Raw genomic sequence first — 20,724 nt, 5'->3', positions numbered from 1 at the left:
TTGTCTGCTTTCCTGTGGCTCCACCTTTGGGCGGACGACCTCCCTCCCTGAGTCAGGCACTCTCGTGAGTATGTTGAGTGACGAGGAGATGCGGCGCATCGAGGAGGAGGAGCTGGCCGCCGCCCGCGCCCTGGAGGCCCAGCAGGAACGCGCCCGTCACCAACTGGCCCTGCACGCCTACCGCCAGGAGGTGCGCGCGGTCCTCCGCCCCCAGAGAGCCGCCTGGCGCTCCGGCCTGTGGCTGCTGCCCCTGCTGGCCGCCGCCCTCGCCACGCTGCTGCTGCGCCCCGCCCCCGCCGTGAACGACGACACGAGCGGGGGCATCGCCACCTCCACGCTGGTGGACCGCTGCCGCACGGAGGTGGCCGCGGGGCTGGCGGGACGGAGCGGGTCGCCGGTCGACCTGCGCTTTCCCAGCCTGCGGGAGGCGGCGGGGCAGATGAGCGCGAACGCCGACGGCAAACGCTGGGACGGCTGGGTGGCTCTGCCCGGCGCGGCCCGCACGGACTTCAGTTGCCTTTTCACCGCCGCCGACGGGTCGGTCCAGGCGGAACTGCTTCAGGAGGACTCGCCATGAACCGCATCCTGCCCCTGCTGGCCCTCTGCACGCTCGGCCTTGCCCACGCAGCCCCCCGCAGCGTCCCCGTTCCGCGCGAGAAAGTCAGCCTGACCTGCGCCGACACCTACTTCCGGTCGCCGCGCCAGAACTTCCTGCTGGTGGACGAGACGTACCCGCACTGCACCCTGCGGCTGCCGCTGGCCCTGCATGAGCGCTGGCCGGGCGCGCGCACCTTCTACTTCATCCCGCGGGTGTCCGCCACCCTGTATGCCAGGGACGGCAAGGGCAAGGGCCGCTGGCTGCCCCTCACGCCGCTGGTGAATCCCGGCGAGGACCCGCTGCACCGCGCCGTCGCCTCGCGCGCCTACGAGGCGGTCGAACTGACCGGACCGCTGGGCAAACTGAGCGAGGTGGCCGGGCAGGACAGGCCCGACACCGTGAGCGTCGGCGGCAAGCTGACGGTGTGCGTGGCCCCGGTGCTGGCGGGCGAGACGCCCTGCGTGACCTACGACCTCACCGCCCGCTACCGGGTCTACACGCGCTGAAGCGGGCAGGCGGAGGGGAGTGTAAACCGGCACTTACACTCCCCTCCCCTTTTGCTGACAGAGCGCCGCTAGACTCTGTTTCGGTCGACCCGCCGAGCTATTTGGCTGGCCTGCACCCCGGACGAGAGCACCGCCGTACCCGGTCACGACAAGACGGCGCGACAGGAGGTGTCACGCTATGGCATGGATTCTGCTCGTGATCGCGGGGCTGCTGGAAGTCGGCTGGGCCATCGGCCTCAAGTACACCGAGGGCTTCACGCGCCCGCTCCCGACGGTGCTGACCGTCGCCAGCATGGTCGCCAGCATAGGCCTGCTGGGGCTGGCGGCCAGGACGCTGCCCATCGGCACGGCCTACGGGGTCTGGGTGGGCATCGGGGCGGTGGGAGCGGCCATCCTGGGCATCGTGCTGTTCCGGGAACCCGCCACGCCCGCCCGCCTGGCCTTTCTGGGCATGATGATCGTGGCGATCATTGGGCTGAAGGCGACCAGCGGGCACTGAGGGTCACGTTCCCGCCGCCAGGACCTCCGCCGCCGCACGCTCGCCACTTTCCACCGCGCCGTCCATGTAGTTCATCCAGACGCGGGCCGTCTCCGCACCCGCCCAGTGCAGGCGGCCCACCGGGGCGCGCAAAGCCCCCCCGTAGCCCGTCCAGGTGCCGGGGCCGAAGAGGGCACCGTAACAGCCGCCGCTGTGGGGTTCGGCCGCCCAGTTGCGCTCCACGGTTTCCAGCGGACACCTGGCCTCCGGGCCGAACAGCCGGGCCAGGCTGGCGAGGGCGGCCTCGCGGCGGTCCTCCTCGCCGCAGCCCATCAGGGCGCGGGCGTCGTGCCCCTCGATAAAGCCCAGCAGCACACCGGGCGTGCCCTGGGGTGGGCTGCTGTCGAAGGTGACGGTGACCGGTCCCGTGTCGCTGATCGCCATCCCGCTCAGGCCCGCGTCCCGCCAGAAGGGGCGCTCGTAGACGGCCAGGAACTTGATCACCGCCCCCATCGGCAGCCGCTGCTGAAGCTGTGCGCGGCGGGGCGGCAGCGGCGGGTCGAAGGGCACACCGGAGAGCAGGGCCGGCGGCACGGCGAGAATGGCGTGCGGGGCGTGGTGGGAACCGTCCGGGGTGTGGAGGGTGACGCCCGCCCCGTCCTGCTCCACCCGCGTGACCGGGCTGCCGAGCCGCACGTCGGGCAGCCCGTCCGCCAGCCGCTGCGCGATGGCCTGCGCGCCGCCCAGCACGCGATCTTGCAGGGCATTCCCGCGCGTGAGGGTGTGGCCGTTGATGCCCCCGCCGTGCGCGGTGTACGCCAGCGCGTGCAGCAGGCTGAACTCCGCCGCGTCCGCGCTGAAGACGGCTCCCGCATACAGCCGCATCAGGGCGCGGGTCTGGGGGGTGTGCGCGTGGCGGGTGATCCAGGTGTCGAAGGTCTGGGCATCCAGGGCCTCCGCGTCGGGGGCCTGCCAGGGGGCGTCTTTTGGGATACGGCGGGCCAGCGCCTCGAACTTGCCGGAAAGCAGCGCGTAGTCGGCCAGCACGTGCGGCGGCAGCGGCGGAATCAGGCCCCGGTAACGCAGCGTGCGCCCCAGCAGGTGGGCGAGGTTCTGCCCGGCGTCATAGGTAGGAAACACCTCCAGCCCCAGTTCCCGGAGCAGCGCCATCACGTGCGGCTGGTTCGGCCCCACCCACTGCCCGCCCACGTCCACGCTGACGCCCGTCAGGGGCAGGCGCAGGGTATGGGTCCGGCCGCCCACCCGCTCCCGCGCCTCCAGCACCCGCACCCGCCGCCCCGCCTGCGTGAGCCTGCGCGCGGCGGTGAGTCCGGCCAGCCCCGCACCAACGACGAGGACCTCTGGGGCGTCCGGGTGGGTTGTGGTCATGGGTCAGGGTACTGTGTGGAGTGGTAGAGGGCGTCACCTTGAGACAGAGGAGGCCCCAAGACGCCTCAGGAACGCTTGGGCCTGACGTGTCACATAAGCGTCTGGGCCACCCGGCTCAACTCGCCGCAGCATCTCTTCAGGAGTCACAAGTTCCATCCCTGCGCCCTCTCCTAATGTAAACACCGAGAGATCACCGTCGAAGGGCCAACTGAAGACGTGCAGGGTAAAGGCGAGATCGCGGATCATGCCCGTGACGGCACCCTCGTCATGCACCACTTCCTCGGCGAGTTGGACGCCGAGTTCTTCACGAGTCTCCCGCAAGAGAGCTTGCACAGGCGTCTCCCCTACCTCAATGCCGCCGCCGAAAAAACCCCACGGTGGGGGACGGTGCCCACGCCGATCCTGAACGAGAATTCGACCCGAGGTCAGATGACACGGCACGAGAATCGCGTTGTGGATAACACGGGACATTTCCCGACTGTACAAGAATCTGGAGTACCACACTTTTTCATATGACAGCAAACAGCGAACGGGCCACCTCTTCAGGTGGTCCCGTCCAAGACCCATCCGTTTCAGACCTCGCGGAACGCCCCCAGCGACCGGAACCGCGCGGCCCGCTGCGCCCGCAGCGTCTCCCCGTCCAGCCCGGCGAGGTCCGCGAGGTTGCGGCGGACGGCCTCGCCCAGAGCCTGGGCAGCAGCGTCCGGATCGAGGTGCGCGCCGCCGACCGGCTCGGCGATGACCTCCTCGACGATGCCGAGGTTGAGCAGGTCGGGGGCGGTGAGCTTCAGGGCCTCGGCGGCTTCGGGGGCCTTGCCCGCGTCCTTCCAGATGATGCTGGCGGCCCCCTCGGGCGAGATCACCGAGTACCAGGCGTTTTCCTGAATCAGCACCCGGTTGCCCACACCGATAGCGAGCGCACCCCCCGAGCCGCCCTCGCCAATCACGGCGCAGACGGCGGGCACCCGCAGGCGCACCATCCGCTGGATGCTCTCGGCAATCGCCCAGCCCTGGCCGCGCTCCTCGGCCTCGATGCCGGGGTAGGCCCCCTGGGTATCGATCAGGGCCACCACCGGCAGGCCGAAGCGGTCTGCCAGGTCCATCAGGCGCACGGCCTTGCGGTAGCCCTCGGGGTTCGCGCTGCCGAAACGGCGCTTGATCTTGCTCTTGGTGTCGCGGCCCTTCTGCTGCATCAGCAGCATGACGGGGATGCCCTGCCAGCGGGCGGGGCCGCCGATCAGGGCTGGGTCGTCGCCGTAGGCCCGGTCGCCGTGCAGCTCGGTGAAGTCGGTACACAGGCGCTCGACGTAATCGAGGGCCGTGGGCCGACCCGGCGTGCGGGCAAGCTGAACCCGGTCCCAGCGCGACAGGTTGGCGCTGCGCTCGGCGCGCAGTCGGTTCACCTCGGCCCGCAGGGGCGTCAGCGCCGCGTCGAGGTTCTGCCCGGTTTCGCGGGCGGTGGCCTCCAGGTCACGCACCCGTTCTTCGAGCTTGCTGAGCGTGTCGGCGGTCATGCGCTCACCTCCTGCCGGGTCAGCACGCCCAGCAGCCGCGCGAGGTAGGCGCGGTGTTCGCGGCGGTCCACCACGTCGTCCACCATGCCGTGCGCCAGCAGGAACTCGGCGCGCTGGAAGCCCTCGGGGAGGTGCTGGCGGATGGTCTGCTGGATGACGCGCGGCCCGGCGAAGCCGATCAGCGCCCCCGGCTCGGCCACGATCACGTCCGCGATGGTGGCGAAGGAGGCGGTCACCCCGCCGGTCGTGGGGTCGCTCAGGATGCTGATGTAGGGCAGGCCGCGGGCCGCGAGGCCCTCCAGCGCCACCGTCGTCTTGGCCATCTGCATCAGCGACAGCGCGCTCTCCTGCATCCTGGCCCCGCCGCTGGCCGCGACCAGCACGAAGGGCGTTCCGGCCACGGCGGCGGCTTCGGCGGCGCGGGCGATCTCCTCGCCCACCACGCTGCCCATGCTGCCGCCGCTGAAGGCGAAGTCCATCGCGGCGACGGTGACGGGCAGGCCATGAATGGTGCCGCGGCCGGTCAGGATGGCGTCGGGGCGGCCCGTCTTCTTCTGGGCGCGCGCCAGCCTCTCGGGGTACGCCTCGATATCGCGGAACTCCAGCGGATCGGTGGGCCGCACCCGGCCCGACTGCTGCTCGAAGGTGCCCTCGTCCAGCAGCACGTCCAGACGTTGCCCGGCGTCCAGGCGGAAATGATGCCCGCACTTGGGGCAGACGAAACTGTTCGCTTCGAGGTCGCGGTTATACAGCCCCTGCTTGCACTGGGGGCACTGGGTCCAGAGGTCCGGCAGGTCGCCCCCGCCCTGCGGCTGCGGGCGGCGTCTGCGGAAAAAACGGTCGAGCGCCATACGCTTCACTCCTTCAGGAAAACCGGGGTTTCCCGCGCCATTCTAGACGCGCACGCCGGGGCCGACTGAACCCGGTGCAAGGCGCAGCCACGCGGCCCCAGGCCGGGCGAGGGGGAAGCACGACCACACGTGCGGCTCAGCCCAGGCGGCGCTTGAGGTAATCGTCGAGCTGCGCGAGTTGCACGTTCACGTCGCGCTGGAGGGCGTCGATGCGGGCGTTCACCGCGCTCAGGTCGGCGGCGTTCGTGCCCGCGCCTGTGCCCAGCGCGTTGAAGCGCTCGTCGATGGACGCCTGGAGCTGGGCAAAGCGGCTGCCCTCCTGACTATCGAGGCTCAGGCGCAGCGCTTCCATGTCCCGCAGCAGCCGCGCGCTGTCGGCCTGTGCCCGCAGCCCCGCCACCCCCGCCCAGAAGTAGAAGACCAGCGCCAGCACCAGCGCCGTGAGCAGCAGAATCAGGCCCAGCGGCACGCCGGTGTAGGTGGCAAAGCCCAGATTCAGGGTGTGCCCGAACATCAGCGCGTGCCGGTTCAGCACCGCGAAGATGACGGCGAGCACGACGATGATGATCAGGACGACGGTCCGCATGGCCCGAGGGTAACACCCGTCCGCCCTTCATGAGAGCAGCCCAGGATTGCGCGAACGTTTACGCAGCCACCGGTGATGCCGCCGCCGGAAATGAAGGCGGCGGCCCCCTTCTCTCCTGTACGCTAAAGCATGGCCGAGAGCGTGCGGAAGCCGGGCGAGAGGCAGCGGGGCACGAGCATCAGCGAGCCTGAGCTCCGGGTGCAGCGGCGGGTCCAGCTCACGCCGCCCCAGCCGGTCCTCCCAGCGCCACGTTCCCTCCCGGTCCTGACGGATTACGTCCCTGTTCGCAGCCTGCAACGTCAGGCGGTGCAACCTGTCTTTGAGGCCGCCGGGGAACGCCAGCAACTCCAGGTGCAGCGACAGACCGAACGGGAGAGCCTGCAACACCAGATAACGGAGCTTCGGGCCAGCCTGCCCCCTGGGGCCGCACCGTTGCCCGCCCCGCAATCCCCTACTCTGCCCCTGGCCTTCCAGCGCCAGACGCATGGGAAGGGGGCCGGGCTGGCTCCTTCCCCGGCCGACTGGGCCGGGCTGTACGCCTACGAGATGGCGCGGCACACCCCGGACGCGCGGGGGATGTATCCCTCTGCACCCGTCGCGGCCTTGCAGCGCCTGGTGGCCTCGGGGCTGGCCCAGACCGCCCGCACCTCCACTTTGCCTCCAGTGCAACGGCAGGCCGAACTTGGGCAGGCGCTGGCAAGCCTGAGGCGGCAGCCGCTGGGCCGGGGGGTGGTGCAGGGCAGCCTGAGCCAGATGGTGCCCGGGGAACGCCTGGCCCTTCAGCGGGCACTCGACGAGGCCAACGAGACGCTCGGGCGGCAGGAAGCGCAGGGCAAGTCATGGGAGGCGTTGCAGGGTTTGCAACGTCAACTGGCCGCACACGAAACCGGGGCCAGCCAACCGCTCCTCCAGCAGATTCAGGCCAGGAGGGGCGCTGGAAACCCTCTTCCGGCCGCAGTCCAGCGACATCTGGAACAGGGGCTGAACCACGACCTGAGCCGGGTGCGGATTCACAACGACGCCGAGGCGGACAGGCTGGCGAAGGGCGTGAATGCCGTCGCTTTTACCACGGGGACGGACATCTTCTTCCGGCGGGGGAAGTACGAGCCGAACACGCAGACGGGACTGGAACTGCTGGCGCACGAGGTGACGCACGTTCAGCAGCAGGCCCAGGGCCGGGTGGGGGCAGGGGTAGACCCCGACGCCGGACTAGAGGCCGAGGCGAAGAGGATGGGGGCCAGGCTGACCCAGCTCAGGGTGCGCCGACCAGCCAGTCGCCCCCCTCAGGCCGAGGGTCCGGCCACGACCGGCGCGGCTCCTCTTCAGCGCAAACAGGCTGACCCAGCCAAAAACAACAGCACCGCTTCCGGGACCAGGCCGACCCGTCCCATTCCCCCCCAGGCTGCTTCCTCATCCACCGCCCGAACGGCGGCCAGACCCGCGGGCAGTTCCACGACCAACACCAACAGGCCACGAACGTCTGCCGCTGCCCCAGCTTCTGCCACCGCCCGGCCTGCTCAGGCCTCGGCTTCTCGTCCCAGTCCTGGACAGCAGGCCCTGAATCTCGTCCGCTTCGGGGTCAATGCACAGTTGAACTACCAGAAGGACGTTTTCAGCGGCGCGTATAGCGGCGCAAAGGACATGGTCACCGGCCTCTGGAACCTGGGGAAAAGTGCTGCGCTTGGGGCCTGGAACCTCACTGCCGGCTGGGCCACGGATCCCAAGGCAGCCCGCAATACCTGGGCAAGCGTGAAAGGCACGGCTCCCTTGGTCTCTGACCTCAACATGATGGCCAATCCCCTCCTCTACGGTCTCTCGGACCCCCAGGGGTATGCGGCGGCAAGGTCCCGCACGCAGCAGCGCGGCCTGAATCTCTGGAACGGGCTGAAAGCCCCGTATCAGGAGGCCTGGCAGAGTGGGCATCCCGGCCAGGCTGTGGGGCGCGGCCTGGTGGACATGGGCAGCCTCTTCGCGGGCGGCCTCGGGACAGTCGGCAAGGTCGGGGAAGGAGCCAGCCTAACCGGACGGGCGGGGGAAACGCTCAATACCTTCTCTCTCGGAGCGAGGAATGCGCTGGCCCCCCGTACACGCATCGCCTTGCCGGGTGGTGGCTACCTTGAGGTCCCCACGGCATCCACGGTGGACCGCATGGCTGTCCCTGGTGCCCAGGGCAGCAGCCGGGCAGGCGGCGCAGCAGCCGCAGGCTTGCGGGCAGCACGGGAACAATTCACGGGACTACAGAACACGCTTGATAGAATCTTGCCCCCAGGGAGCGCCACGGGAGATACCGCCAAGATTCGCACCTCTATTGATCGGATCATGAGAGATGCCCAGATTAAGATTGGCAAGGCAAGTACACCTGACGAGATCGAGAGAATCACGGAGCATATGCGCCGCGAAGTAGGACGCCAACTCCAGGGCATTGACACCAGCAAGGGGCCGTTCCGTGCCTCACCCAACGAGGTGATGTACCAGACCCGACAACAGGCCATTGATGCCGCCAAAGTAAGAGCCGGCATTCCAGCTGGGGCCAAACCCGTAGACCGTTGGCAGGTTGGTTCATCTGACACACAAGCCAGTATAGCTAAAGGGGTAGCAGCTAGAGATGGCAGGGGGACAAACTATGTTTATAGCAATAACCCTGGAGGCTACGGGCAATACGAGGTCTACAAAACCACAGACAGGTATGGCAGAACTACTTATAGAACAGTAGTTGTGCATACGGAAGATACGAATAACTTTTTGCCACATGTGCATGCTGGCATTTATGAGGCACCCCCAAGCATTAGGTCCCAAACAGCAGGTACCAATGGAGATAAAGCGACAGTACCGGACTTTAGAAACGATTCTTATATTTCAGTAGGAGATGACCACCACCTCACCTATCAATATAGATCTGCTACCACGTCAAGTAAAGCAAAATAATCATGCTCAGCCACCTATCGCTAGAATTGAAGGGGATGATGGATCTGAAAATAATAGCAGAATTTGGCTTTCCCTGGTCAGAAAAGACTTACTCCTATGCACAGGAGGAAGTGCGAGAATATTTCAGCAGTGCCAAAGACCTTCTTATTGACGGCTGGTACTATGGATCAGGAATAAGTTTTGGGAATGAGGACTTTTTAAGTAATAGAATTGACGATGATCCTTTAATTAAATCAAGAAACAGCGCTCTACCCGGAGTGCGAGATGAATTTTTTAAAGCAATGACAGAATATTTTAAAGAGTTTGAGCATGAAGGCGCAACACGCTTCTACATCGTTTCCGCGCCAGGCTTGTTCGGGTCTATACTTGTAGGAGTATGGTATCGTTTTAAGGAAATATATGAATACATGCTGTTTAAGAAAGAGAGCTATTTCTCAATTATAGATATAGTTGAAGGAGCACGCTATTCATATCGCACAAATGAACACCATTATGCCCTCTATAAGAAACACACCATACCTCCCGGAATGGACCTGCACAAGCACTTCTTTAAGGTGTACGACTTTATAACAGACACCATCCTCGTCCACGTCCATGACGAGCCGGAAGTCGGCCCCATAGTAGTAGAAAACCCTGTTTTTATTCCTTACGAGAAGCCCGAGCTCGGGGACAAGGCTCAAAAGTAATCGCGTCCAGCCGTAGCCCTCGCCTCTAAAAACAAGCAGGCAACCCCGGCCGAAACCAGGGCTGCCTGGGACAGGAGCCAGTCTGCGTCGCTGCGCCCCCTCAGCTCACCCGGTCCAGAATCAGCGGTTCGGGCGTGGGGGCCGCTTCGCCCACGCTCAGGCCCGCTTGCAACAGCTCCCGCGCCGCCTCCAGCCCCCGCCCATCGCGGTGGTACAGGCGCAGCACTGGCTCGCCCGCCCGCACCGCCTCGCCGGGCTTTTTCAGCAGCTCCACGCCGACGCCGTGGTCAATCGGCTCGCCCTTGCGCTCGCGGCCGCCACCCAGCGCGAGAACGGCGCGGCCCACCGCCAGGGCGTCCATGCGCTCCACGTAGCCGGAGGATGGGGACATGACCTCCGCACGGCCGGGGGCCACGTCCAGCCGCTCGGGGTGGTCCACCAGGGCCGCGTCGCCACCCTGCGCGGCGATGAAGGCGCGGAACCGCTCAAGCGCCGAGCCGTCCTCCAGGGTCGCGCGGGCACGGGCCTCGGCCGCCGCCTCGTCCTCCCCGTAGGCAGCCAGGGCCTCCACGGCCAGCGCCACGCACAGCTCCGTCAGGTCGGCAGGACCCTCGCCGCGCAGGGTGGCAAGGGCTTCTTGCACCTCCAGGCTGTTGCCGGCCATGTGGCCCAGCGGCGTGTCCATATCGGTCAGCACGGCGCGCACCTGCCGCCCGGCGCGGGTGCCGATGTCCACCATCGCGCGGGCGAGGGCGCGGCCGTCCTCCAGGGTCCGCATAAAGGCCCCCGCGCCCACCTTCACGTCCAGCACGACCGTGTGCGCGCCCGAGGCGAGCTTCTTGCTCATGATGGACGAGGCAATCAGCGGCAGGCAGTCCACCGTCGCCGTCACGTCGCGCAGGGCGTACAGCTTGCCGTCGGCGGGCGCGAGGTCCCGGCTCTGCCCCACCAGCGCGAGGCCGATCTCGCGGGCCTGGGCCAGAAAGCGGTCCTCGGGCAGCTCGGGGGTCCAGCCGGGAAAGCTTTCGAGCTTGTCGATGGTGCCGCCGGTGTGGGCCAGGCCGCGCCCGCTCATCTTGGCGACCGTCAGGCCCAGCGCGGCCAGCATCGGCGTGAGAATCAGGCTGGTCTTGTCGCCCACGCCGCCCGTCGAGTGCTTGTCCACCGTGTGCGGCAGGTCCCCCAGGTTCATCTGGTCGCCCGAGTCCGCCATCACGCGCGTCAGGTCCGCCGTCTCCTGGGGCGTCATGCCGCGCAGGTAGACGGCCATCAGCCAGGCGCTGATCTGGTAGTCGGGCACCTCACCGCGGGTGTAGCCCAGCACCAGGGCTTCAAGTTCGGCGGGGGTGTGCGCCTCACCGTCGCGTTTCTTGCGGATCAGATCGGGGATGTTGGGGGAGGAAGGCATACGGCAGTCTAGGCCGGCAGACGGAGTTCAGTCGTTCGGATAGAGCGGATAGAGGTCCACGTCAATGCACGCGCCCAATGCCACGAGCCGCCGCATATTCTCCACCGAGAAGGTCACGGCGGGCGCAGAGGTCTGCCGCGCGTCCCATTCCGCCACCACGGACAGGGAAATCCCCAGTCCCCACGCTGCCACCGTGTCCCGTAACCGTTCCTGACGGCACGGGAACCGGGCGAGGAGTTCCGTGACCATCTCATCCACGTCAAAGCCATGCCGCGCGTGGGCGTGGAGCTGCCAGTGATCATAACGGGGCAGGTCAAGGTTGACATTCCTCTCTCCCCTCCGCCGCGACTCGTCCGCCTCCAGGCCCACCGTTTCCCCGAAGGCCCCAGGATCGAAGGCACCCCAGATGCCCAGATAGACGCGCAGGTAAGGGGCGTTTTGCCCCTCAGCTTCTGCGGTCACTTCCCCTCCAGCGTCTGCGCCCCGTCCGCCCGCTGCCCCTCGCCGGGCTGGTCGTCGCCGCGCTGGCTGGCCGGTGCCTCACCCTCGCCCCCCACATCGGCACTGCTCCAGCCGATCTTGGCGTGGGTGCCGTCGCAAAAGGGCTTGTTGTGGCTCGCCCCGCAGCGGCACAGCGCCGCCCGCACCTCGCGCACCTCGCCGTCCGGCGTCTGGACGACGAGGTCGCCACGAATGTTCAGGGGACCGTCGGTGACGGGCGTGATGGTGGTGGGGTCCGCTGGCGTCTCGGGGGGGCCGCCCTCCAGCACGTAATGGAGTGCCCCGGTCGGGCAGGTCCGCACCACTGCCGCCACCTCCTCGGCGCTCGCGTTCCAGGCCTGCACCCAGGGGCGCTCCTTCGGGCGAAAGACGCGCGGCAGCCCCCGCACGCAGTTGGCAACGTGGATACAGCGGGGCGCGTCGAAATAGACGGTCACGCCCTCGCCCTTGTAGGCCTTGCCGCGCGCGAGGTCGTCATGGGGTGGAGTGGTCTGCGTCATGGGCCATTGTAGGCCTGGCCCACAGGAAAACGGGGCAGAACAAAACCCCCCGCATGAACGGGGGGCCGGGTCAGGGTGCCTGGTTTACGCGGTCGGTGTCAGCGTCTGCGGGCTGCCCGCGCCGCCCACCCGGGCCACGGCGTCGCGGACCACGTCGCCGGTGATCAGTTCCTGCGACAGCAGCGCGTCCGCGACCTCGTGCATGGCCTGGGCGTACTCGGTCACCAGGGTCTTGGCCCGCTCGTAGGCGCGGCCCAGGATGCGCTTCACGTCCTCGTCGACCAGTTGCGAGGTGTGCTCGCTGAAGGCCTTGGGCTTGGCCATGTCCTCGCCCAGGAAGACCGGGCCGGAGTCGGTGGTCAGGGCCATGTTCTTGAAGTTCTCGCCCATGCCCCACTCCAGCACCATCTTGCGGGCGATATTGGTGGCCTTGCGGAAGTCGTCTGCGGCCCCGCTGGTCACGCTGCCCATAAAGACTTCCTCGGCGGCGCGGCCCCCCAGCGACACGATCAGCTGGTTTTCCAGGCGCTCCTTGCTCATCAGCACCTGCTCCTCGGGGAGGTAGAAAGCGGCCCCCAGCGCGCGGCCACGCGGAATGATGCTGACCTTCTGGAGCTTGTCGCTGCCCGGAATCACGGCGGCGGTCACGGCGTGCCCCGCCTCGTGGTAGGCGATAGCCTTTTTCTCCTCGGGGCTGATCGTCAGGGAGCTGTTTTCCAGGCCCAGGGTGATCTTGTCGAGCGCGCGGTAGAAGTCGCTCATGTCGATCTGGGTCTTGCCCAGGCGGGCGGCTTCCAGCGCGGCCTCGTTGGTCACGTTCTTGAGGTCGGCCCCCGAGAAGTAGGGCGTGCTCTTGGCGATTTCCGGCACGTCCACGCCGCCCGCCATCGGCTTGTTCCGCAGGTGGACTTTGAGGATGGCCTCGCGCTCCTTGAGGTTGGGGAGGTCGATCGTCACCTGGCGGTCGAAGCGGCCGGGGCGCAGCAGCGCGGGGTCCAGCACGTCAGGACGGTTGGTGGCACCCAGCACGATGACGCTGCTGGCCTTGTCAAAGCCGTCCATCTCCGAGAGGATCTGGTTGAGGGTCTGCTCGCGCTCGTCGTGGCCGCCGCCGATGCCCGCACCGCGCTTGCGCCCGATGGAGTCGATCTCGTCGATGAACATGATGGCGGGCGCACTCTTGCGGGCGTCCTCGAACAGCGTGCGGACGCGGCTCGCGCCCACACCCACGAACATCTCCATGAACTCGGAGGCACTCACCGAGAAGAAGGGCACGTCCGCCTCACCCGCGATGGCGCGCGCGAGCAGCGTCTTGCCGGTGCCGGGAGGGCCGACCAGCAGCACGCCCTTGGGAATCTCGGCCCCGATCTGGTGGTACTTGCCGGGATTTTTCAGGAAGTCCACGACCTCGATCAGCTCGCGCTTGGCCTCCTCGTGGCCGGCCACGTCGGTGAACTTGGTCTGGACGCGGTTTTCCTTGCCGTACTTCTTGGCGCGCGACTGCCCGAACTGCATCACGCCGTTCTGGCCGCCCTGCGCGCGCATGAAGAAGAAGTACATCATGCCGATCAGCAGGATGATGGGCAGCAGGTTGATCAGGATGGCAAACCACTGGCTGGGGGCCTCGAAGCGGTAATCGACACCCTGCGTCTGGAGCTGCCCTATCAGGCCGCTGTCGGGGGTGGCCTGGTTGCCGGGCAGACGCACGTTGAAGCCCGGCAGGGTCCGCGGCGTGTCCGAGCCGGCCACGTCCACGGGCGTGGGTTCTTTCAGCGTGACCTGCGCCTGGTTTTCCTGCACGACGACCCGCTCGATCTTGCCTTGCGCCAGCAGGTCCTTGAATTCGTTGTAACTGACATTGACCCGCCCGTTCATGGGTGCCTGAGAGAACATCAGGAACAGCGCCAGAACGAACAGGACGATGAGCCAGGGATTGAGCCGCCTCAAGTGTGGTCCTCCGGGGGAGAAAGGGGTCTATTGGGACGGTTTCCGCCCCACGGACTTGAGTGTACCAGACTCAAGATGTGTAGGCGTAGCCCGCATCACACAGAAGCGTCAGAACGGCGGCCACGCCAGGGCCGCACCGTGCCTGAGACCGCCTGCCAACCGCCTCCCCGCGTTATGCTGAGGGGTGATGATCGATGTCGCCACCACCTGGCAGCAGGCTTGCACGGCGCTCGCGGGGGGCGACTATGACACGGCCTTTGGCGTGCTGGACGCTGCCATGCAGGAAGCCAGGCGGCCCGAACGCGCCCGGCTCGCGCTGTACCTCGCCAGCGTTCAGGCGCTGTACGGGGACGCCGCCACGGGCGAAGTCGCCGCCGCCCTGCGCGAAGCCCGCACCCTCGACCCCGCGCTGCGCGAGGACCCGCTGTATCTCACCCTGAGTGCCGAGCTGGCGGCGCGCACGGGCAGCCCGGACGCGGCCCCGCTGCCCCAGGCCGTGCGCGAGGCCGCCGACCCGGTCGCCCGCTACCACGCGCTGGCGGCCCTGGCGCTAGCCGGACAGCCTCAGGCCGCGCTTGACGTGCATCTGCCGCTGAATGAGCTGCCCGAACACCTCCAGTGGCGGCTGCGCAGCTGGCAGGCCGACGCCGAGGAGGCCCTGGGCCACCCCCAGGAGGCCGCTCACCTGTACGCGGAGGCCGCCCACCACGCGCACGGGCCGGACCGGGCGGTGATGCTCCAGGAACAGGCGGCGCTGCTGCTGCAACTGGGGCAGCCCGACGAGGCCCAGCAGGTGCTGGATCAGGCCCTCCCCCTCTACACCCGCCACGACCCCGACGAGGGCCTGAACCTGGCGACCTGGCACTACCTGTCGGCCCAGGCCCGGCTGAACCTGGGCCAGCCCGACGAGGCCCTGGCCGCCATCCGCGAGGCCGACCGGCTGGAGCGCGCCCACGGCGACCCCAGCTACGGCGTCGCGCTGGTCTGGGGGCAGGTGATGACCCACCTGGGGCAGCCCGACGAGGCCCTGCGGCATTTCGAGCGGGCGCTGTCGCTCGCCACCGACGCCGACCGCCCCTACGCCCAGCACGAACTGGGGGTGGCCCTGCTTGACCTCGACCGGCCCGTGGAGGCCCGCGAGCGGCTGGAGGCGGCCCTCGCGGACCCCGACTACCCCTACCACCCCGAGGTGCTGGCCGACCTCGCGGAGTGCGACTACCGCCTGGGCCGTCTTCAGGAGGCGCAGCAGGCCGCCGAGCAGGCGCTGGCGCAGGGCGCGGTCATTCCTGCCAGCCTGGTGCTGGGCAGCGTGGCCCTGGACTACTACCACCTCGACGAGGCGCTCGATCACTACGAGCGGGTGGTGCGCGAGGCCGCCCCGCAGAGCCGCGACTGGATCACCGGCCACCAGATGGCCGCCGACGTGATGGCCCAGCAGGGCTTCCGCGACCCCGCCGCCGCCTACGCCCACGCCCAGCAGGCGCTGGAACACACCCCCGAGAGCGACGACTGGCACGTGACCCTGCAAGAGCACCTGAAAAAGGCGCAGGGCCTGATGGCGAGCAGCAGCGGGCGGATGCTGAATTAGGAGGAGGAGGAACCGGAACAGAGTCTCCTGGGAAAGCCCCTTTCCTGATGCCCAGGCTCATGGTTGCCGCCGGAGCCGCGTCTGGCGAGCAGGGACGGCAGCGCCCCGCCCTCACACAAGCTGACGGAAGGGGCCTAGAGTGGCGCGGTGAAAATCTCGTCCTGGCTGTTCCTCCCCGCCCTCCTCCTGACCCCGGTGTCGGCCCAGCAGGCCGCCGTGCAGCAGGTTCCCGGAGCCGACTGCACCACCGTCCGCCTCGACGATTTCGGCAGCCTGTCGGTGAAGGCCGGCAAGCAGACCGTCACCCTCCAGACGCCCCTGACCTTTCGCTGCGGCACGCTGAAGGTCATGGACAACGGTCAGATTCTGAATGTCAGCGGCAAGAACCTGGCCGAGGTGCTGTCCATTTTCCCCGCGGACAGCGCCTTCGGGCAGGTCTGGGGCCTGTACACGGTGGACTTCCGCAAGCCCGGCCAGCTCCGCATCCTGGACAGCTCCGACGGCACCACTCCCGACCCCGCGCTGCTGCAAAGCATGAAGGGCACCATCGGCGACGTGTCGGCCACCTTTACCCAGCCGGGGGGCACCAGCGGCTGGGTGTTCCGCAACGGCCAGATCCAGGCGGCCAAGTACGACATCAAGCAGCCCCTCACCGTGACCATCCGCTCCAGCCAGACCACCCCGCCCTGGACCTCGATTGTCCTCGATGCCCGCAAGGGAACGCTGCGGGCCGTCCGCGCCGCGCAGTAAAAGTAAAGCAGGAAAGCCAAACGTGGAGAACCGCCCCCCTCTTTTAAGCCGGGGGGCGGTTTCCTGTGCGCTGACCAGCACCGGCAGCCGAGTCATACGGGATTGCTCTGATTCCCGGACATCTGGGAAAGCGCCAGATGTCCGTCCATCGCCGCAACCCCGTCCTTTTTGCCACTCGCTCTCCTACGGAGCTGTGCCAGTCCGCTCGGATGATTCAAAGGAATCATCGCAATTTGGTATCAGCTTCCGCCCAGTGCCTCCGCCAGCTTCTGCCCGACCACCTGCGGGTCGGCCTGGCCCCCGGTCGCCCGCATCACCTGCCCGGTGAAGAAGCCCAGCAGGCCCGTCCTGCCGCCCCGGTACGCTTCCACCTTGTCGGGGTTGGCGGCCAGAACCTCGCGAACGGCAGCCTCGATGGCCCCGGTGTCCGTCACGACGCGCAGGCCCTCGCGTTCCACGATGGCGGCGGGAGCCTCACCGGACGCGGCGGCGCGGGCGAGGACATCCCGGGCGATGCGGGTGCTGATCTGCCCCTGTGCCAGCAACGCCGCCAGCGCGGGAAGGTCGCCCGCCGAGAGACGGCTCTCCCCTGACCGCAGCCCCGGCGCGAGGTCGTTCACCGTCCAGGCCGCCACCTGCCCGGCGTGTGCCCCGGCCTGTTCTGCGGCCTGTGCCCCCGCGAAGAACTCCCCCAGCACCGCGTCCCGCGCCAGCGTCCGCGCGTCGGCCTCCGCGACGCCCAGCGCGGTGAGGCGGGCGGCCTCGGCCTCCTGCTCGGGGGTGAGGAGGGTTGTGGGTGGTGGGTTGTGGGTGGTGGGGCGGGCCGCTTCGACCCTGGGCTTCGGCTGAGTGAGTTTGAGCTGTTCGGCCTTCTGCCTTCCGCCTTCCGCCTTCTGCGTCTCCCTCCCCCAGGTGTCCTTGAGCGTGATGATCCGCCCGAACACCAGCGCGTCCTCGCGGCTGTCCACCGGGTCACGCCAGAAGTAGCCCTGGCGCTCGAACTGGTAGCGGGTGCCCTGCGGGTCGCGGGCGACACTCGGCTCGACGTAGCCACGGGTCACGCGCAGGCTGTCCGGGTTGAGGTAGCGCAGGAAACCGGCGTCCAGGGGCGCGGCCTCGTTCTCGTGGCTCATGCGCTCGGGGTCGAAGTCGGGGGCGATGTCGTCGGGGTTCTCTCCCTCGGGGTTGGGCACGCGGAAGAGGCGGTCGTACAGGCGAAACTCGGCGGGGAGGGCGTGTGCCGCGCTGACCCAGTGAATCACGCCGGAAGCCTTCGCATCCTCGCCCAGCAGGGTCGCGTGGATGGTCGTGACGTTCCCCGCCTCGTCCGTCTCCACGTCGTCCGCGCGGATGATGCCCGCGCCGCGCAGGCGCACGGTGCCGCCCCTGGTCAGGCGCTTATAGCCTTTGGGCGGGTCCAGGTTGAAGTCCTCGCGCTCGATGTACAGCTCGCGCGTCAGGGGCACCTCGCGCACGGCCTGCTCGGGCGGCACGCGCTCGCCGGTGGGCAGGTTGACCAGGCCGTCGGGCGAGTCACGAATCACGTCGTGGGGCCAGTACGGCAGCGACAGGGTGCGCGTCTCCCCCGCCGGAATGTTCTCGACCACCACGCGCACCGGGTCGGTCACGGCCATCACGCGCGGGGCACGCCAGTTGAGGTCGTCGCGCACCGCGTTCTCATAAACGCTGATGTCCACAGTGCGGTTGGTGCGGTTCACGCCGATCTGACTGGCAAAGGCCAGGACCGCCTCGGGCGTCACGCCGAGCCGCCGCTGCGCGCGTAGGGTGGGCATCCGGGGGTCGTCCCAGCCGGTCACCCGGCCTTCCTGGACCAGCCGCCGCAGCTTGCGCTTGCTGGTGATGGTGTATTCCAGGCTGCGTCGCCCGAACTCGTACTGGTGGGGGCGAGGCGTGAACTCCAGCGCCTCCATCAGCCAGTCGTAGATGGCGCGGTTGTCCACGAACTCCAGGCTGCACATCGAGTGGCTCACGCCCTCCAGCGCGTCCTGAAGGGGATGCTGGAAGTCGTACATCGGGTAGATGCACCACGTGTCCCCGGCGCGGTAGTGCGGCGCGTGCAGGATGCGGTACAGCACCGGGTCGCGCAGCTTCATGTTCGGGCTGGCAAGGTCGATTTTGGCGCGCAGGACATGCGCCCCGTCGGGAAACTCGCCCGCACGCATCCGGCGGAAGAGGTCGAGGTTCTCCTCCACCGTGCGGTCCCGGTAGGGGCTGGGGGTGCCGGGCGTGGTGGCGTCGCCGCGCAGCCGCGCCATCTCGTCGCCGCTCACGCTGTCCACGTAGGCCTTGCCCCGCTTGATCAGTTCCTCGGCGTACTCGTAGTACCGCTCGAAGTTGTCGGAGGCGTAGTAGAAGTTCCCGTCCCAGTCCCAGCCCAGCCAGCGCAGGTCGTCGGCGATGGCGTCCACGTATTCCTGGGTCGCCAGTTCGGGGTTGGTGTCATCCATCCGCAGGTGGTAGCGCCCGCCGTACTGCGCCGCCGTCTGGAAGTCGAGGAAGGAGGCGAAGACGTGCCCCAGGTGGGCATACCCGCTGGGTTCCGGCGGAAAGCGCGTCACGACCGCCGGATACTTGCCGCTTTGCAGGTCGCGCTCGATGATCTCGGTGATGAAGTTGGGGGTCACGCGCGGGCCGGGGGCAGTTTCCGCGCCACCCGCAGGGTGGGCAGCCGGGTTGGGGGAGGCGTCGGGCGCAGTCATGGCCCCCAGGATACCGCCGCCCTCATGCCACACCCGGAGGCGGGCGCTACGTTGACCGCATGACCGTGACCGTCCGCCGCGTCACCGACCCCCACGACCCGGCCCTGACCACCTTCGGGCAGATTCAGGAGCGGAGCTACTACGCGCCCGACATGCTGATTCCCCCCGCCGCCTTCCCGCATCTGGTCGCGGGCGGCGGCCGGGGACCACGCGAAAACCGCATCCTGGTCGCCCAGGACGAGGCGGGGCGCGTGCTGGGTGGGACCGTCTTTCACCTGCTGCCACGCGCGGGTTTCAGTTCCTTTCTGGCGGTCGCCCCGGAGGCGCGGGGCCGGGGCATCAGCCACCTGCTGCACGCCGCGAGGCTCTCGGAGGTGCGTGGGGCTGGCCTGGCGGGCCTCTTTGCCGACAGCGTGTACGCGGGAAGGCAGGACGCGGCAGAACGCGAGGCCGAGGCCCGCACCGGCACCGACCCCGAAAGCCGCCGCCGCGCCCTGCACGCGCTGGGCTACCGCACCGTGGACCTGCCCTACTGGCAACCCGTCGGCGGCCCGGACGGCGGCCCCCTGACTGACCTCGACCTCCTGTACCACCCCCTGAACGGCGCGGATACGGTCCCCACCGACCTCGTGACCGACACCCTGCGCGCCTACTGGACAGGCTGGCTGGGCCAGGACCGCGCCAGCCGGGAAGCAGAGGCCCTGGCCCAGCGGGCCGGAAGCACCACCCTGGCCCTCCTCCCAGCGACGGAAACGCCGGCATACTGGCGGGACGGGGAAAGCAGCTAGAGAGGGAACTAGAGAGGGAAAGAGCCGCCTGGGGCTGCCATCCTCCACTCCACCTTCCCCGCGAGTGTGGAGGAGCAGAAAACACGCTCCTGCAAGCCCTTTTCTACTGTCCCCCCACAAAAGCAGAAGCTCCCGCTCCCCTGTCTTTTCAACTTTGGAGCGGATGCCCACATCCCACCCTCCAAGCGGTCAGGCATGGAAGAGGAGCCGTTCGGGCCGCCAGGCCCGAGGCCGCCCGGTGGGCCGGGCAGGGCGACCAGCGGGAAACCGGGGCGAAGCCTGGCAACCCTTCCACCGCAAGGAACCCCCTTGCCGAGCGCAGCGAAAAGCTCCCCCCTGCCCCCCGGTGGGGGGTAGGGGGGCTGGGGGGGCGGGGGGAAGCTCGCAGCAAGTTGCCCTGCCCCAAAAAAAACACCACGCCCCCACCCGGAAGCGTGATGCCCAACTCCAAACCCCCTTACGCCGCAGGCTGCTCGCCCACCGCCTCCCCCTCAGCCGCCCGCCGCCCACGAGCCGGCCGCTCCGGGGCCGCCTCCACAGGCGCGGCGCTGGCGGTCACAGGCACACCAATCCGCCCCAGCGTCTCCCCAAACGCCCGCATCGCGTCACTGGCCTCCAGCTCCGCGACCGCACGGGCGTTTAGCGCCTTGAGTTCCTCGCGCGTGACGGCGTACTCCGGGGCATCGTGGCCCTTGAGGGTCCGCAGCACGGCGTAGGCGTTGCCCGCCTCGATGGTCGCGCCCTTGCTGGTGCTGACGCTGGCGTCGCTGGTCATGTCGCCGCCGACCAGGGTGATCATCTCGGGCGAGATCAGGGTCACACGGTCACCCCGCTCCTCCATGTGGGCGGCGAGTTGCAGCAGGCCGCGCAGGTGCAGCATGTGGGTGAACAGGTCGAGGTGGGCGAGCATCGCGCCCGCTTTTTTCAGCAGGGTGTCCATAGTCGTATTGTTCTGTTTTTGGCAGAATTGTCAAGTCCCGTTCGGCTTA

19 protein-coding genes and 1 riboswitch are annotated in these 20,724 nt (G+C 68.1%); of the genes, 8 read left to right on the top strand and 11 right to left on the bottom strand.

Features of this window, described 5'->3' with window-relative positions; all coding sequences use genetic code 11:
* Window positions 1-70 precede the first annotated feature (70 nt).
* The 3 genes from ABEA67_RS11395 (at window position 71) to sugE (ending at window position 1,603) form a co-directional block, all read left to right on the top strand.
* Entirely contained in the window at window positions 71-577 is a 507-nt protein-coding gene (locus tag ABEA67_RS11395) for a hypothetical protein (RefSeq protein WP_345465185.1), read from the top strand.
* Entirely contained in the window at window positions 574-1,104 is a 531-nt protein-coding gene (locus ABEA67_RS11390) for a hypothetical protein (protein ID WP_345465183.1), read from the top strand. Before ABEA67_RS11395 ends, ABEA67_RS11390 begins: the two co-directional genes overlap by 4 nt.
* 99 nt (window positions 1,105-1,203) lie before the next feature.
* Window positions 1,204-1,267: riboswitch (guanidine-III (ykkC-III) riboswitch) on the top strand.
* Window positions 1,268-1,282: 15 nt separating this feature from the next.
* A complete protein-coding gene (gene sugE, locus ABEA67_RS11385; protein WP_345465182.1) occupies window positions 1,283-1,603 on the top strand; it encodes a quaternary ammonium compound efflux SMR transporter SugE in 321 nt (106 codons plus the stop codon).
* A 3-nt stretch (window positions 1,604-1,606) separates the two neighbouring features.
* On the opposite strand, the gene ABEA67_RS11380 is transcribed toward sugE, so the two are convergent.
* From ABEA67_RS11380 to ABEA67_RS11360, 5 genes are all read right to left on the bottom strand, one after another.
* On the bottom strand, window positions 1,607-2,971 hold the full coding sequence (locus ABEA67_RS11380; RefSeq protein ID WP_345465181.1) for a flavin monoamine oxidase family protein: 1,365 nt from the start codon (window positions 2,969-2,971) through the stop codon (window positions 1,607-1,609).
* Between the two features lie 33 nt (window positions 2,972-3,004).
* Entirely contained in the window at window positions 3,005-3,442 is a 438-nt protein-coding gene (locus ABEA67_RS11375) for an NUDIX domain-containing protein (protein WP_345465180.1), read from the bottom strand.
* A gap of 101 nt (window positions 3,443-3,543) precedes the next feature.
* Entirely contained in the window at window positions 3,544-4,485 is a 942-nt protein-coding gene (locus ABEA67_RS11370; RefSeq protein ID WP_345465179.1) for an acetyl-CoA carboxylase carboxyltransferase subunit alpha, read from the bottom strand.
* Complete coding sequence (accD, locus tag ABEA67_RS11365) at window positions 4,482-5,336, bottom strand: acetyl-CoA carboxylase, carboxyltransferase subunit beta (protein WP_345465178.1); 855 nt, start codon at window positions 5,334-5,336, stop codon at window positions 4,482-4,484. Before accD ends, ABEA67_RS11370 begins: the two co-directional genes overlap by 4 nt.
* Window positions 5,337-5,472: 136 nt before the next feature.
* Window positions 5,473-5,922, bottom strand: coding sequence for a LapA family protein (locus ABEA67_RS11360; RefSeq protein ID WP_345465177.1), 450 nt, complete (start codon window positions 5,920-5,922; stop codon window positions 5,473-5,475).
* Between the two features lie 129 nt (window positions 5,923-6,051).
* Between ABEA67_RS11360 and ABEA67_RS11355 the strand changes: the two genes are divergently transcribed.
* Window positions 6,052-8,847, top strand: a complete 2,796-nt coding sequence (locus tag ABEA67_RS11355) for an eCIS core domain-containing protein (RefSeq protein ID WP_345465176.1) — start codon at window positions 6,052-6,054, stop codon at window positions 8,845-8,847.
* A gap of 35 nt (window positions 8,848-8,882) precedes the next feature.
* Entirely contained in the window at window positions 8,883-9,533 is a 651-nt protein-coding gene (locus ABEA67_RS11350) for a hypothetical protein (protein WP_345465175.1), read from the top strand.
* Between the two features lie 100 nt (window positions 9,534-9,633).
* Here ABEA67_RS11350 and ABEA67_RS11345 read toward each other — a convergent pair whose 3' ends face one another.
* From ABEA67_RS11345 to ftsH, 4 genes are all read right to left on the bottom strand, one after another.
* Entirely contained in the window at window positions 9,634-10,941 is a 1,308-nt protein-coding gene (locus ABEA67_RS11345) for a thymidine phosphorylase (RefSeq protein WP_345465174.1), read from the bottom strand.
* Window positions 10,942-10,968: 27 nt separating this feature from the next.
* Window positions 10,969-11,403 carry a DUF4279 domain-containing protein gene (locus ABEA67_RS11340; RefSeq protein WP_345465173.1) on the bottom strand — a complete coding sequence of 145 codons (435 nt, stop codon included), beginning with the start codon at window positions 11,401-11,403 and terminating at the stop codon, window positions 10,969-10,971.
* Window positions 11,400-11,942, bottom strand: a complete 543-nt coding sequence (locus ABEA67_RS11335) for a (4Fe-4S)-binding protein (protein WP_345465171.1) — start codon at window positions 11,940-11,942, stop codon at window positions 11,400-11,402. Before ABEA67_RS11335 ends, ABEA67_RS11340 begins: the two co-directional genes overlap by 4 nt.
* An 84-nt stretch (window positions 11,943-12,026) precedes the next feature.
* Complete coding sequence (ftsH, locus tag ABEA67_RS11330) at window positions 12,027-13,889, bottom strand: ATP-dependent zinc metalloprotease FtsH (protein ID WP_345465169.1); 1,863 nt, start codon at window positions 13,887-13,889, stop codon at window positions 12,027-12,029.
* A 187-nt stretch (window positions 13,890-14,076) separates the two neighbouring features.
* Here ftsH and ABEA67_RS11325 point away from each other — a divergent pair, with 187 nt between their 5' ends.
* Both ABEA67_RS11325 and ABEA67_RS11320 read left to right on the top strand, forming a co-directional pair.
* Entirely contained in the window at window positions 14,077-15,477 is a 1,401-nt protein-coding gene (locus tag ABEA67_RS11325; protein ID WP_345465168.1) for a tetratricopeptide repeat protein, read from the top strand.
* A gap of 147 nt (window positions 15,478-15,624) precedes the next feature.
* The gene (locus tag ABEA67_RS11320; RefSeq protein ID WP_345465166.1) at window positions 15,625-16,227 is read left to right on the top strand and encodes a hypothetical protein; all 603 of its coding nucleotides are present in this window, start codon (window positions 15,625-15,627) and stop codon (window positions 16,225-16,227) included.
* A gap of 239 nt (window positions 16,228-16,466) precedes the next feature.
* Here the strand turns inward: ABEA67_RS11320 and ABEA67_RS11315 are convergent, their stop codons facing one another.
* Window positions 16,467-18,947 (bottom strand): glutamine--tRNA ligase/YqeY domain fusion protein, encoded by a 2,481-nt coding sequence (locus ABEA67_RS11315; protein WP_345465164.1) that lies wholly within the window; start codon window positions 18,945-18,947, stop codon window positions 16,467-16,469.
* 59 nt (window positions 18,948-19,006) lie between these two features.
* On the opposite strand from ABEA67_RS11315, the gene ABEA67_RS11310 reads away from it, so the two are divergent.
* The gene (locus ABEA67_RS11310) at window positions 19,007-19,735 is read left to right on the top strand and encodes a GNAT family N-acetyltransferase (RefSeq protein ID WP_345465162.1); all 729 of its coding nucleotides are present in this window, start codon (window positions 19,007-19,009) and stop codon (window positions 19,733-19,735) included.
* 457 nt (window positions 19,736-20,192) lie between these two features.
* Here the strand turns inward: ABEA67_RS11310 and ABEA67_RS11305 are convergent, their stop codons facing one another.
* Complete coding sequence (locus ABEA67_RS11305) at window positions 20,193-20,675, bottom strand: multidrug DMT transporter (RefSeq protein WP_345465160.1); 483 nt, start codon at window positions 20,673-20,675, stop codon at window positions 20,193-20,195.
* Window positions 20,676-20,724: the final 49 nt, after the last annotated feature.

The organism is Deinococcus carri (genome assembly GCF_039545055.1).
Classification (GTDB): Bacteria; Deinococcota; Deinococci; order Deinococcales; family Deinococcaceae; genus Deinococcus; species Deinococcus carri.
Note: the sequence above shows the minus strand (reverse complement) of the source record. Positions and strands in the feature narration are given on the sequence as shown.

Excerpts from the sequence above, each read along its gene's own strand:
- ABEA67_RS11395 (WP_345465185.1), top strand. The coding sequence starts at position 71 with ATGTTGAGTGACGAGGAGATGCGGCGCATCGAGGAGGAGGAGCTGGCC.
- ABEA67_RS11390 (WP_345465183.1), top strand. The coding sequence starts at position 574 with ATGAACCGCATCCTGCCCCTGCTGGCCCTCTGCACGCTCGGCCTTGCC.
- sugE (WP_345465182.1), top strand. The coding sequence starts at position 1,283 with ATGGCATGGATTCTGCTCGTGATCGCGGGGCTGCTGGAAGTCGGCTGG.
- ABEA67_RS11380 (WP_345465181.1), bottom strand. The coding sequence starts at position 2,971 with ATGACCACAACCCACCCGGACGCCCCAGAGGTCCTCGTCGTTGGTGCG.
- ABEA67_RS11375 (WP_345465180.1), bottom strand. The coding sequence starts at position 3,442 with ATGTCCCGTGTTATCCACAACGCGATTCTCGTGCCGTGTCATCTGACC.
- ABEA67_RS11370 (WP_345465179.1), bottom strand. The coding sequence starts at position 4,485 with ATGACCGCCGACACGCTCAGCAAGCTCGAAGAACGGGTGCGTGACCTG.
- accD (WP_345465178.1), bottom strand. The coding sequence starts at position 5,336 with ATGGCGCTCGACCGTTTTTTCCGCAGACGCCGCCCGCAGCCGCAGGGC.
- ABEA67_RS11360 (WP_345465177.1), bottom strand. The coding sequence starts at position 5,922 with ATGCGGACCGTCGTCCTGATCATCATCGTCGTGCTCGCCGTCATCTTC.
- ABEA67_RS11355 (WP_345465176.1), top strand. The coding sequence starts at position 6,052 with ATGGCCGAGAGCGTGCGGAAGCCGGGCGAGAGGCAGCGGGGCACGAGC.
- ABEA67_RS11350 (WP_345465175.1), top strand. The coding sequence starts at position 8,883 with ATGATGGATCTGAAAATAATAGCAGAATTTGGCTTTCCCTGGTCAGAA.
- ABEA67_RS11345 (WP_345465174.1), bottom strand. The coding sequence starts at position 10,941 with ATGCCTTCCTCCCCCAACATCCCCGATCTGATCCGCAAGAAACGCGAC.
- ABEA67_RS11335 (WP_345465171.1), bottom strand. The coding sequence starts at position 11,942 with ATGACGCAGACCACTCCACCCCATGACGACCTCGCGCGCGGCAAGGCC.
- ABEA67_RS11325 (WP_345465168.1), top strand. The coding sequence starts at position 14,077 with ATGATCGATGTCGCCACCACCTGGCAGCAGGCTTGCACGGCGCTCGCG.
- ABEA67_RS11315 (WP_345465164.1), bottom strand. The coding sequence starts at position 18,947 with ATGACTGCGCCCGACGCCTCCCCCAACCCGGCTGCCCACCCTGCGGGT.
- ABEA67_RS11310 (WP_345465162.1), top strand. The coding sequence starts at position 19,007 with ATGACCGTGACCGTCCGCCGCGTCACCGACCCCCACGACCCGGCCCTG.
- ABEA67_RS11305 (WP_345465160.1), bottom strand. The coding sequence starts at position 20,675 with ATGGACACCCTGCTGAAAAAAGCGGGCGCGATGCTCGCCCACCTCGAC.